The sequence below is a fragment of the Clostridium sp. AM49-4BH genome (genome assembly GCF_003478335.1).
GTDB lineage: Bacteria > Bacillota > Clostridia > Lachnospirales > Lachnospiraceae > Butyribacter.
The window spans coordinates 73,105-85,344 of the sequence record NZ_QUFB01000001.1 but is presented as its reverse complement, the minus strand read 5'-3'; the positions used below and the strand labels follow the sequence as shown (position 1 = coordinate 85,344).

Here is a 12,240-nt window from a genome sequence, read left to right as displayed (position 1 = left end):
CAGCAGCTTCGGATGTGCGAAGCTGCTGTTGTGTTATTTTATATATTCTAACAGTTTATTCATTTGCAGATATAGGCTTTCGCCACCGACTGCTTTCAAGACAACAGATATATAGCCATTGCCCTCTTTGTCCTTTGAATACAAGATCAAACAAGAACCCGCCTTCTGCGTTGTTCCGGTCTTACCTCCAATAACCTTTACACCTTTCGGAGCTGTTGCTGTTCCGATCAAATAGCGATCTGTCGTCTTAAAATATTTCGTATGTTTTTTGCCGTCTTTGTCAGTATATTTTGCCTTATAATTTGGTTGATTAATAATATCCATAAATGTATCATACTGCAATAATTCATGAAAAACCAAATACAGGTCATATACGGTAGTATAATGCTTATCGTCATGCAGTCCATGCGGGTTGACAAAATGCGAATCAATTGCGCCAAGATCTTTCACTTCGTCATTCATCATATCAACAAACTTTTCAACACTACCACCAACATGTTCTGCAATGGCTACTCCTGCATCATTTCCCGAAAAGACCAAAAAAGAATACAAAAGATCGCGCAATACGATCTTATCTCCTTCTTTAAAACCGCACAACTTAGCACCATATTCCGTAATATTGGCTGCATCATGACTAAATGTGACTGTATCATCTAAATTACCGTATTTCAAAGTAACAAGTGCTGTAACAATCTTAGTAATGCTTGCCGGATACATTCTATCATAAATATTTTTGGAAAATAGCATCTTTTGCTTCGTATCATTTACGATCATTGATGCTCCCGCTGTCATAACACTATCACTGCCCTCTTTGGACTGTTTATTTTTAGGAATCACACAGATATCTTGTGAAAGATAATCCAAAGAGTATGCACCGCCACTTGCCACTACAGTACCTGTTTGCATTTGAGGGCGATAATTCAAGCTGCTCTCTCCGGATGAACCGCATCCGGAAACACACAATGTAACCGCTAAAAATAATGCGGTCAATCTGCCGTATTTTTGTATTGTATTTCTCATTCTGCCAACCCTTCTTTTCTAAGCACTTCGCGCCATTCCAAATCTCCACGGTCTAATGCTTTGACAAGTAGTTCTGCTGTTGCCAAATTCGTTGCAAACGGAATATTATAGGTATCACACAAATGGATCACTGTATTTACATCCGGTTCATGTGACTTTGGAGATAACGGATCCCGCAAAAAAATCACCATATCTATCTCGTTATGTTCGATCTGTGATGCCAATTGCTGTTCACCACCCAAGTGACCGGCAAGATATTTATGCACCGACAGATTTGTTACCTCCTCGATCAACCGACCTGTCGTTCCCGTTGCATATATATCATGCTTACTCAATATTCCGCGATAAGCAATTGCAAAGTTCTGCATTAATATTTTCTTTGCATCATGCGCTACCAACCCAATATTCATATGTTGTTCACCCCTTTAATTCTATCAAAGTATTTTTAGGAAATATATCCCGCTATAACTCTAAATCCATATCAATGTCCCGCTCTGCATCACTTCCATACATATTACGCATAGAAAATCCACCTTTGCTGGATTTGGCAGGTTGTATGCTGATATTCATGATCAAACCTATTCCGATCATGGATGATAACATCGAACTCAGTCCATTGCTCAGAAACGGTAATGGAAGTCCGGTATTTGGGAACATAAATGTTGCAACACTTATATTTGCAAATACCTGAAACATATACATAGATGCTACTCCCATTGCAATCATCTTCCCCAATAAATCCTGTGCCTTTCCAGCCACACTAAAGCACTTAAAGATCACAATCGCAAGCAGTATCAAGATCAAACAGCAGCCCAGGAAACCAAACTCTTCTCCAATGACGGACCAAATAAAATCACTCTCACGTACACCTACGCTGCTATAGTTTCTACCGACTTTAGCATCTCCGCCATCTTGCAAAAACTTGCCATATATTTTGCCCGAGGCTATTGCTCGAATAGAATGCAGCTGCTGATAATTATATTTCTCCGAGTTTGGAAAGGTATCCGGATACAGCCATGACATGATTCGATTATACTGATACCCTATCAACAGTCCATTATGTGGCTGCTGAATATACCAAGCACCTACAATACCGATTGGAACAAACAGCAATATGATCGGCACTATAATGCGATAAGACAACCCCGCTGCAAATATCATTACGACCATGATAAATGCAACGACCAGACTGGAACTTAGGTCAGGCTGTTTTAAGATCAATAACATTGGAACTGCTGTTATTACTAACGTCAATACTAATGTTTTGACCTGGGACATTTTACTGGACCGCCTTACTAAGAAAACTGCCAGCGTCAAAATAAATATAATCTTCATTAACTCTGTCGGCTGAAATGTCAGTCCCGCCAAACGAATCCAGCGCTTGGCATCTGTACCATTGTTAGTTCCCAGCGGCGTATACGTTGCCAAAACAAGTATAACACCTATTACATAAAATATTGCTGTAAACTGACAGATAAAATGATAGTCCAATACCGACAAAATGGCAATGATCACGATTCCCATGCAGATTCCCATGATCTGGCCCTTCATATAAGACATTCCATCATCTTCTCCACCTGCCAGTCGAACTGCAAATGCACTGATCATACATAACACCAGTACAACACCAAGAAGAGAAATATTGTAACGCTTCCAGTCATATTGTTTGATACGATTTATCATCTTAAATTCATCCCCATTTACCCAGCATGTTTCAATTTTGTGTCAATAGTTTATCCGCAGCCGAACCTATTCAGATTCTTTACTTGCGGAAATTTCTGGATCCTTTGATCGGAATATTAGCCAACAATGCATTGACTGTCTCTGACCCAACTTCTGTTTTTGCCATTTTGATATCTAACTCATCCGTATCAATATCCAAGTATTTGGATATCACCTGAATGATGTCATTTTTCATCTGATCCATTAACTCTGGAGAGCAAACAGCGCGATCAGAAGTAATGGCAACTTTTAGTCGATTCTTAGCAATATCACTGCTCGAACCGGAACTCTTAAAAAAATTTGAAAAAATACTCATATCTTCTCCTCCATACGCTATATGCGCAGTAATATTATTTCTTAAAAATTGCCTTTAACTTTTGGAACAATCCATTAGTTGCTTCCAGATTCAAGTAAGGCACTTCCTCGCCCAAAATACGATGACAAATATTCATATATGCCTGTCCTGCCTGACAGTCTTTACCAACGAGCGGCTCACCTTGATTGGTTGAAATAACAATATTTTCATCATCCGGCACAACGCCGATCAGATCAACGGCCAGGATTTCAACAACATCTTCGCTTGACATCATGTTTCCCTCTTTGACCATATCGGTACGCAAACGGTTAACTACCAAGTGAGTAGATCCAATCTCATTTGCCTCTAACAGACCAATGATACGATCTGCATCACGGACAGCAGACACCTCCGGTGTCGTTACAACCAATGCACGGTCTGCTCCTGCAATCGCATTTTTAAATCCCTGCTCTATACCCGCCGGGCAATCCATTAATATGTAATCAAATTCTTCTTTCAGATCGTCCGCAAGTTTTTTCATCTGCTCTGGTGTAACAGCTGTTTTATCCTTAGTCTGTGCGGATGGCAGCAGGTAAAGATTTGGATAGCGCTTGTCTTTGATCAACGCCTGCTTAATACGGCAGTTGTTCTCAACAACATCAACCAGATTATACACAATACGGTTTTCCAGTCCCATAACTACATCTAAGTTACGAAGTCCTATATCCGTATCGATCAATACTACTTTTTTGCCCAACATAGCAAGACCGGTTCCGACATTTGCCGTAGTTGTTGTCTTACCTACACCACCTTTACCGGATGTAATTACGATTACTTCACCCATTGTTTACCTCATTTCTGCATACGCCACTCTGTCTTGATTACTCTATTACTTCTATAATTCCGGATCATGCCCGTATGCTGACACAATCCCGCAAATTATATTGTACCAAAAAGCGATAAGGAAATCCACTTTTTTCGTGAAAAATCACGAAATTACAATCGAATATCCCCCATCACATCTTTATCCAATGGTTCAATATAAATATTTCCATCTTCCCAAAATGCAATCTTGGTTTCTTTTTCTTTCTTCTTTCTTGGCTTATCCGGGGAACGTGCAATCGTATCTGCGATACGGATCTGCACCGGATCCATATCCAGTGCAACAACAAACGCATTCGTATTTCCGGAAGATCCTGCATATACATTGCCCTTTAAGGATCCAAGAATGATCACATTCCCCTTAGAAACTACTTTTGCCCCTGCTTTGACATCTCCAATGATGATAATGCTGGTTTCCACATCCAACACCTGTCCGGAGCGAAGATTTCCTTTGAAAAACTGTCCTGTACTGTAGTCAATCTCTTCCTGTCTGTTTTCTATGCTATTTTGAAATGCTGTCTCCAAAGCCTCGTCCTCTTCCATGATACACGGAATCAGTAAATGGCAATTTTCCTGAATACAGTCTACCAGCTGCATCTTTTCATCATCGCTCAGCTTTTTCCCTTGAAAAGATACTGCTTTCGTCGCTTCTCCCCAAAAGGCTGCTGACTCCTTAAATTTCTCGCTGACCGCCTGCTTAAGTTCTTCAAACGCAGCTTCCTCGTTCAGTACAATAACAATGCCTGACTTGGTGCCTTTCATTGCTACTAATTCACTCATAGATCTCCTCCATTCCTCATACGATAGATTAATCCGTATGCGTTGTATTGGATTCCGGCATTTTAATCTTACCGGATACTTTCTTTTTGTTCTTACTAAAGTAATATTTATAAACATCTCTTGCCGTCTGTGCAGCATTGGATGATGTAAAACCGTTAGGTATTACGCAAGTTACAGATATTTCAGGATTCTTGTACGGTGCATAAGAGACAAAATATGCATGGTTGGCATGCAATTTACTCTGCTGAGCCGTTCCTGTCTTGCCGGCGATCTTTACTTTCATTCCGCTGAACATAGATCCAATGGAGCTTCTGCTTCCATTGACCACTCGATACATTCCGTTATGAACTGCTTTCCATGTCGAGTTAGCAATATTCACCTTATTACGAACCTTTGCATGATTATCCAGTATCACATTGCCATTGACATCCTTTACCTGATCGATCAAGGTCAGATCATAGCAGGTACCACTGTTGGCAACCGTTGTAACATAACGGGATAACTGGATTGGCGCATAACTATGTGTTGCCTGTCCAATTGCAGAACGCACAGCATCTGTCTTGGAGAAGTTCGGCTCACTTTCCGGAAGTTCGACACCGGATTTATCTGTCAATCCAAACATATCCGCATATTTTTTTAGCCGCGATAAACCGCGCGCATTATTTACCTGCCCGTGTATAAGACCACTCAGTTTATATCCTACGGTATAGAAAAAGTAGTTACAAGACACTTCCAACGCACCAGATACGTTAATGCTTCCATGACCTGCCGTACTCCAACATTTTGGAGACGGTGTGATCTTATCAAACGTAACATTATCATGGATCATTGTTCCGGTACTGATCACTCCTTCTTCTAATCCCGCTACAGAAGATACGACCTTAAAGGTAGATCCCGGTGCGATCTTTTGCTGTGTTGGTCGGTTCATCAGCGGAGATGAAGTATTCTGTGTTAAATATGAATAAAAATAATCCGAATCAACCTGATTTGCCATCTTATTATTATCGTAACTCGGATAAGAAACCATAGCCTTTACATCACCAGTCTTAGTATCTGTTACAACGATGGAACCCGAACACGGATCCAGACCAAGCTGTCCCGGCGTAATCTCCAATTTACGGATCTTACCGGTCAAGAAAGAATACGGCGATGTAATACCATGCTTAACCTTACTGTATTCCTGAGCATTGTATTTGATATCACCTTGATCAAATAACAGCAGGCAGCAGTCCTGCCCTGATATTTCATAATGATAGATCAAATAACTGTATACCATCTTACTGTATGTTGTATCATCTTCCAACAGTTTTAATCCATAATCGACCAATTTTTTGTATATTTCTTCCGTACTGTAATAGGAATCACCAATCTTTAGCACACTCAGATCAATCCAATTGGCAGAAATTGCATACTGCAAATATTGACTGAGACTAATCTTCCCATTTTGGTACTTTTTATAGGTATCATCTGACGTATCTATGTCATCCGTCAAAACAGTCCCCTCATTCTTCAACGCAGTATAAAAATATGAAACGAAATCCTGCATGTCTTCCGGAAGCTGTTTGTAAGTTTTTTTGCTGTCCGCTGCCAAATATGTCTTTAATCTGCTCATAATACGTTTGGATTTTGTCTTATATTTTATATATATTGCTTTTTCCAGATCAGACGCATCTTTCTCTGTGAATCTGGTGACATCGATCACATTATTCTGGATCAATGCATTGTATACATCATAAATTGGAATCCGAATTTCAGAAGCACTGCGACCACGGCTTCCTGCATCAGATCCATTGCTGATCTTTGATAACAAAATTCCGGCAATATGCTCCTCCAAGAGATCGTAACACTCCTTCTGAAGTTTTGCATCAATCGTAAGATACAAATTATTTCCCGCAACAGGATCTGATTTTTTCGTCACATCCAGTACACGGCTTGTTCCACTATTGATCGACAAAGTTTCACTGCCTTTTTTGCCCTTGAGATAATTTTCACAACTACTCTCAAGACCGGAGATACCAATCTGATCAGATGTCGTATAATCTGTATTTGGGTCTTTCTGCTTTAATTCCTCCAGTCGCTCCGTTGTCACAGCTCCGGTATAGCCTAATATATGTGCAAAATATTTGCTATTTTTGTATACACGTGTTGTATCATCTGAAATATTTACACCGGGAAGATCAGCACTGTTTTCTTTGATCGCTGCAACAGTAACATCATCGACATCGTTTGCCAATGTGATCGTTTCATACATTTTATAGCGATTCATAAACATTGCATATCGTACAGCCATAATTTTTAATGCAGTATCTTCATCATATTTTTTATCGATCAAAAACTTTGGGCTGTTCGATCCCTCATCATAACGAAGATACTCAAATAACTCCCTGGCAGACATATCACGCTGCTCCTGTGTAAGCTCTTCCACCCTTTTGGCGGAAAAGATTTCTTTTTTGAAACGAAGCAAAGCGTTTCCGGATAATGTGTATTCTAAGTTGCCTTTCTTGTTTTTATGAATATAAAATTCTACGGATAATGTACCATCATTTTTCTCAATTAATTGGATCAAACGGTAGATCATTGCATTTTTATCTTTAGACGACAGACCTTTGGTCTTATCATTTTCCTCAAAGATCACGTTATGCGATAGTGCATTATAGGCCAATAACTTTCCATTACAATCGTAGATATTTCCACGTGTTGCTTTAATCTCGCGTGTTTTTGTTGCCTGTTGCTGGGATTCCTTCTCATATTCATCCCCTTTCACAATCTGAAGCTGAAACATTCGATTGACCAACAAGGCAAACAATAATATGTATACCACTAAAACAGGCAGCAGGCGCACTGAAAAAAACACCTTTAAATATCGTTTTATGGTATCTAACATGATGCTACCTCTCTTTCTATCCCTCAAAAGGCTTCTTTGGTTTCAACAATACTTCTACCGGCGGATTGATCTTGGCATCCAGCTTATGAATAATGCGGAATAGCACCGCACCTAAAATGACCGTATAGATCATCTCCGGCAATATCACACTTTTCACATAGAAAAGTATGTTTAATCTGCCGCGTAACATAAAATTGCAGGCATAATATAATACACCGTATATGACATCGCTGCCGGCAATGGCAACAATAGGTACAGTCAGATCCTCCTCAAAGTACAATTTGCTGGCAGCACCACACAAATATCCAACAACAGAATAGATCAATATTCCGATACCGATCACACTGCCGTATAAGGCATCAGTAAGCAATCCGCTGATCACTCCGGCGAATATACCGCACTTTCGTCCATATAATAATCCTGCAGCAACAGTCACTACCAAGATCAGATTTGGCACCATATGTGCGACCTCTATATAACGAAAAACAGTTGTTTGCAGCAAGAAATTTATGATAAGCAGCACAAATATTGTTATGTAACGCCTCAATTCAACATCTCCTTTAATTCGTCTGAATTTTTCACTTTAGTAATAACCAGCACCATATCCAATTTGCGAAAATCTGCTGCAGGCGTCAGATATGCCGTCTGTGTCAAATTGGATACATCTTTTTTCAGATCATGCACGTATCCGATCAGGATTCCTGAAAGATATTTATCACTGATCTGAGATGTGACAACTTCATAACCATCTTCGATCTTAGCATTGCCGGATATACTACTAACCTCGATCACACCATCATTCATTAACTGCAGATTTCCGCTTACAATGCAGCTATCTGATGTTTTTAAAAAGGTACCATATACGTTACTGTCATCATCAATGATCGAACGAACAGTAGAATACGACTTTTTAACATCTGTAATGATCCCAACCAGTCCGTCTCCTGCCATTACATTCATATTAACGGCCAGTCCATCTTCCGATCCTTTATCAATAATAAAAGTGTTGTACCAATTATCAGGATCACTACTGATAACTCTTGCAGCTACTTTCGGATAACTTGCATACTGCTCGTCTAACTTGTACAGCTTACGGAAATCTTCCAACTCATACTTATCCTGTTGCAGCAAGCGGTTTTCTGCTGACATTTCATCTAATTTTTTTTGCAAAGCATCATTTTGTTTCAACAGTTTATTCATTGTGGTAATATGCTTTGTCTGTTTAGCAATCTTACGTCCTATCGTATTAATACCCCTCTGCATCGGTGTGATCACACCGCCAACTGCTGACTGTACCGGTGCCATTTTGTCATTGAAACGAAATGAAACAACAATCATCAAAATACTGACCACTGCGATCACTGCTAATATATATTTAGGGTCAATGGTAATTTTCGTTTTTTTACGCATTTTCTGATCCTTCCTCAAACTGCATTCTTATTTCATAAGCGTTACATATTTTGCTGCCTGTTTGCTATGCTCTGCAAAATACCCCAAACCGGAAACTGCCGTTTCCTGCGGCTTGTCCGAGATATTGACAGCCACTCCGGTTTTTGTCTGAAGCAGTGCCGCCAGTCCATGAATCTCAGAGGAGCCTCCTGTCAAATAAATGCCACGTTCCTTTATGTCCATGGATATTTCCGGAGGTGTATGTTCCATAATGGAACGCGCCTGCGTTATGATCGTCTCAAAAAACGTAGTTGCAAGTGGTGCAACCGCTGCACTCGTAAGCGTAATCTCACCAGGAAGTCCCTTCACAACATCTCTGCCTACCAACTTCATGGATCGATCCAGTGTTGTCGCGGCGATCAGCTCTTTTTTGGCCTGTTCTGCAGTCCTACGGCCGATCAAAAAGTTGTATTCCTTGCGCACATAACTGCGAATAAGCATATCCAATTCATTTCCACCGGACGGCAAAAGCTTACTGACTACAATTCCACCTAGAGAAAGTACCGAAATTTCTGTTGTGTCAGCACCTACATCGATGATCATTGCCCCACGCAGCTTCTCCACATCCAAACCAAGTCCAAATGCATTAGCAACCGGTTTATCTACTAAAAAAACTTTCTTTGGTTTCGTTTCACCGCGGGAAATGATCTGGGAATATGCTTGTTTCTCAACTTCCGTGATATCAGCCGGAACTGCCAGATAATACTCACAGCCTTTGATCTTCTTTTTACCGGACAAAGAATAGTTCATGTAATTCCACAAGGCGATCATATCCTGCATATGTGCGATCACGCCATGCTGCAGTGGAAAAGAAACATGAATGCTTGGCGGTTCTTTTTCATACATTTCATAAGCTGTTTCGCCAATGGCGATTGGCTTATTCTCTTTGCCAACAGTAGAGACTACATTGCGTTCTAATTTTACAATGCCATTTCCTTTTTTATAGATTTTGATGGTACCGGTTCCAAAATCAATACCATATGTCTTTTGTGCCATGGAAATTCTCTCCTTCCCATCCTTAAACGGGTTTGTCCATATATCCGCTCTCGCGGAAACTAACATAGCGGTTGTCCCCTATGATAATATGGTCAACCAGCGGGATACCAATCAGATTTCCCGTTTCTATGATTCGTTTTGTCAAAATAATATCGTCTTTGCTCGGTGTCGGATCTCCAGACGGATGATTATGTAACAGTAAAATACTGACCGCCTTGTGCTTTAGCGCATTGTAAAAGATCTCACGTGGAGCTGCTAATGATGCGTTAAATGACCCATTGGATAATTCCAAATCATCCTGTACCGCATTTTTCCCATCTAAGATCAAAAGCCGAACCTGCTCCGTCTCCAAAAAACGCATCGATAAATATGCTCTTGCTACTATGGCAGGATTATCACAAAGCAGGATTTCTTCGCCGTCTAACGATCTCATCATGCGTTTCGTGATCTCAGTCAGGCAACGCAACTGTACCGCTTTGACTCTCCCGATTCCTTCCAATTCCTGCAGTTGTTCCTGCGACATCTGAAATAGTCCGCCAATCCTTTTACCCGGAATATGCTGCAACACTTTCTGTGCCAATTCCGTAGACCGCAATCCACCACAGCCGGTTCGAATAATGACTGCCAATAGTTCCGCATCCGACAACACTTGTGGACCATACATAACACATTTTTCGTATGGTCGTTCCGAAGCCGGCAATTCTTTCATGGTTTGTATTGTTTTTCCCATAGTACCTCCTGTTGTCAGAAGGCTCTCCTTTGCACACTCTTCATCTTAGCATAAATTATTTTCTTTGTATAGAAGCATACCTCAAAAAAGAAATGACTTTTTCGTGAATTTTCGACGCCAAATCCTATGCAGGATCAGAACTAAATCTGTCTTTTATGGTAATTTCACAAGGTTTTCCTGTACAAGGTACTGTAAAGACATTGTAATGCCAAAACGAGCATGATACCATGTAAGCCCCCCCTGGAAATAGACCGCATACGGCGGTTCGATCGGCCCATCTGCGCTAAGCTCGATCGAAGAACCCTGCACAAATGCACCTGCCGCCATAATAACATCACTATGATAGCCGGGCATAGCATACGGCTCCGGTGCCACATGGCTGTCAACCGGAGAGCCGGCTTGTATCCCTTTGCAAAAAGCAATAACTGCTTCCGGAGATCCAAGTGTAACCGCTTGAATGATATCATGACGGCTCTCTGTGCCATCCGGGACAACCGGGAAACCTAATCCTTCATATACATTTGCTGCAAAAATCGCGCCTTTTAATGCGCCTGCCGTTACCGTTGGTGCCAAGAAAAATCCTTGAAAAAATGCTTGATTTACCCCCAACGTCGCACCGACCTCTTTGCCAAGTCCCGGTGCAGTCAACCGATACGCACAAAGATCCACTAACTTTTCTTTACCGACAATATATCCGCCGATCGGAGCCAGTCCGCCACCAGGATTCTTGATCAGGGATCCTACACAGAGATCAGCACCGACCTCAGTTGGTTCTATCGTTTCGACGAATTCTCCATAGCAGTTGTCAACCATACAGATAACATCCGGTTTAATGGATTTAATAAATGCAATCAATTCGCCAATGCGTTCCACAGAAAGCGTCGGTCTCGGATCATATCCCTTGGAACGCTGAATAGTGACTAACTTTGTATTATCCCGTAACGCTGCCTTGATCCTTTCAAAATCAAAGCTTCCATCCGGCAGCAGATCTACCTGTCGATAGGATATACCAAATTCTTTGAGAGATCCCGGTGGATTCACTTCTCTGGTCCCGATCACGCCCTCCAAGGTGTCATAGGGTCTGCCCACCGGTGAAAGAAGTTCATCGCCCGGACGAAGCATTGCCGACAATGCCACCGTAAGCGCATGTGTTCCACAAGTAAGCTGTGGACGTACCAATGCAGATTCTGCCCGAAAAACATCTGCATAAACTGCTTCTAGGGTCTCACGGCCAAGATCATCATAACCATACCCTGTTGATGACTCAAAGCAGGCAGCACTCACTCTGTTTTTCTGCATTGCTCGAAGCACCTTGATCTGATTTAGTTCTGCCACTTGATCGATCTGCGCAAAACGATCTTTCATTCTGCTGCTGATCCCGTGACAGTAATCATAGACCTCTGGAGAAATCCCCGCATCCATATAACTTTTTTTCAGTAAATTCATTGTATCCATTGTAATTGCATGTTCCTTTCTTAAGCC

12 protein-coding genes are annotated in these 12,240 nt (G+C 41.1%); all 12 read right to left on the bottom strand.

Annotation, left to right across the window (positions count from 1 at the left end):
* Positions 1-33: 33 nt before the first annotated feature.
* Positions 34-1,020: a D-alanyl-D-alanine carboxypeptidase gene (locus DW981_RS00410; protein ID WP_022024685.1), complete on the bottom strand. Its 987-nt coding sequence runs from the start codon at positions 1,018-1,020 to the stop codon at positions 34-36.
* The gene (gene mgsA, locus DW981_RS00405) at positions 1,017-1,430 is read right to left on the bottom strand and encodes a methylglyoxal synthase (protein WP_022024684.1); all 414 of its coding nucleotides are present in this window, start codon (positions 1,428-1,430) and stop codon (positions 1,017-1,019) included. Before mgsA ends, DW981_RS00410 begins: the two co-directional genes overlap by 4 nt.
* Before the next feature lie 52 nt (positions 1,431-1,482).
* Positions 1,483-2,703, bottom strand: a complete 1,221-nt coding sequence (locus DW981_RS00400; RefSeq protein WP_022024683.1) for an FtsW/RodA/SpoVE family cell cycle protein — start codon at positions 2,701-2,703, stop codon at positions 1,483-1,485.
* Between the two features lie 79 nt (positions 2,704-2,782).
* The gene (minE, locus tag DW981_RS00395) at positions 2,783-3,058 is read right to left on the bottom strand and encodes a cell division topological specificity factor MinE (RefSeq protein ID WP_022024682.1); all 276 of its coding nucleotides are present in this window, start codon (positions 3,056-3,058) and stop codon (positions 2,783-2,785) included.
* A 34-nt stretch (positions 3,059-3,092) separates the two neighbouring features.
* Complete coding sequence (minD, locus tag DW981_RS00390; protein WP_022024681.1) at positions 3,093-3,881, bottom strand: septum site-determining protein MinD; 789 nt, start codon at positions 3,879-3,881, stop codon at positions 3,093-3,095.
* 152 nt (positions 3,882-4,033) lie between these two features.
* Positions 4,034-4,699, bottom strand: coding sequence for a septum site-determining protein MinC (gene minC, locus DW981_RS00385; protein ID WP_022024680.1), 666 nt, complete (start codon positions 4,697-4,699; stop codon positions 4,034-4,036).
* Positions 4,700-4,727: 28 nt separating this feature from the next.
* Positions 4,728-7,583: a penicillin-binding transpeptidase domain-containing protein gene (locus tag DW981_RS00380; RefSeq protein ID WP_118506371.1), complete on the bottom strand. Its 2,856-nt coding sequence runs from the start codon at positions 7,581-7,583 to the stop codon at positions 4,728-4,730.
* Between the two features lie 16 nt (positions 7,584-7,599).
* Positions 7,600-8,130, bottom strand: coding sequence for a rod shape-determining protein MreD (gene mreD / locus DW981_RS00375; RefSeq protein WP_182434055.1), 531 nt, complete (start codon positions 8,128-8,130; stop codon positions 7,600-7,602).
* Positions 8,127-8,993 (bottom strand): rod shape-determining protein MreC, encoded by an 867-nt coding sequence (gene mreC, locus DW981_RS00370; protein WP_118506369.1) that lies wholly within the window; start codon positions 8,991-8,993, stop codon positions 8,127-8,129. Before mreC ends, mreD begins: the two co-directional genes overlap by 4 nt.
* Positions 8,994-9,020: 27 nt before the next feature.
* A complete protein-coding gene (locus DW981_RS00365; protein WP_182434054.1) occupies positions 9,021-10,028 on the bottom strand; it encodes a rod shape-determining protein in 1,008 nt (335 codons plus the stop codon).
* A 22-nt stretch (positions 10,029-10,050) separates the two neighbouring features.
* On the bottom strand, positions 10,051-10,758 hold the full coding sequence (gene radC / locus DW981_RS00360) for a DNA repair protein RadC (protein ID WP_022024182.1): 708 nt from the start codon (positions 10,756-10,758) through the stop codon (positions 10,051-10,053).
* Between the two features lie 153 nt (positions 10,759-10,911).
* Complete coding sequence (locus DW981_RS00355) at positions 10,912-12,213, bottom strand: methionine gamma-lyase family protein (RefSeq protein ID WP_347474468.1); 1,302 nt, start codon at positions 12,211-12,213, stop codon at positions 10,912-10,914.
* Positions 12,214-12,240: the final 27 nt, after the last annotated feature.

Excerpts from the sequence above, each read along its gene's own strand:
- DW981_RS00410 (WP_022024685.1), bottom strand. The coding sequence starts at position 1,020 with ATGAGAAATACAATACAAAAATACGGCAGATTGACCGCATTATTTTTA.
- mgsA (WP_022024684.1), bottom strand. The coding sequence starts at position 1,430 with ATGAATATTGGGTTGGTAGCGCATGATGCAAAGAAAATATTAATGCAG.
- DW981_RS00400 (WP_022024683.1), bottom strand. The coding sequence starts at position 2,703 with ATGATAAATCGTATCAAACAATATGACTGGAAGCGTTACAATATTTCT.
- minE (WP_022024682.1), bottom strand. The coding sequence starts at position 3,058 with ATGAGTATTTTTTCAAATTTTTTTAAGAGTTCCGGTTCGAGCAGTGAT.
- minD (WP_022024681.1), bottom strand. The coding sequence starts at position 3,881 with ATGGGTGAAGTAATCGTAATTACATCCGGTAAAGGTGGTGTAGGTAAG.
- minC (WP_022024680.1), bottom strand. The coding sequence starts at position 4,699 with ATGAGTGAATTAGTAGCAATGAAAGGCACCAAGTCAGGCATTGTTATT.
- DW981_RS00380 (WP_118506371.1), bottom strand. The coding sequence starts at position 7,583 with ATGTTAGATACCATAAAACGATATTTAAAGGTGTTTTTTTCAGTGCGC.
- mreC (WP_118506369.1), bottom strand. The coding sequence starts at position 8,993 with ATGCGTAAAAAAACGAAAATTACCATTGACCCTAAATATATATTAGCA.
- DW981_RS00365 (WP_182434054.1), bottom strand. The coding sequence starts at position 10,028 with ATGGCACAAAAGACATATGGTATTGATTTTGGAACCGGTACCATCAAA.
- radC (WP_022024182.1), bottom strand. The coding sequence starts at position 10,758 with ATGGGAAAAACAATACAAACCATGAAAGAATTGCCGGCTTCGGAACGA.
- DW981_RS00355 (WP_347474468.1), bottom strand. The coding sequence starts at position 12,213 with ATGGATACAATGAATTTACTGAAAAAAAGTTATATGGATGCGGGGATT.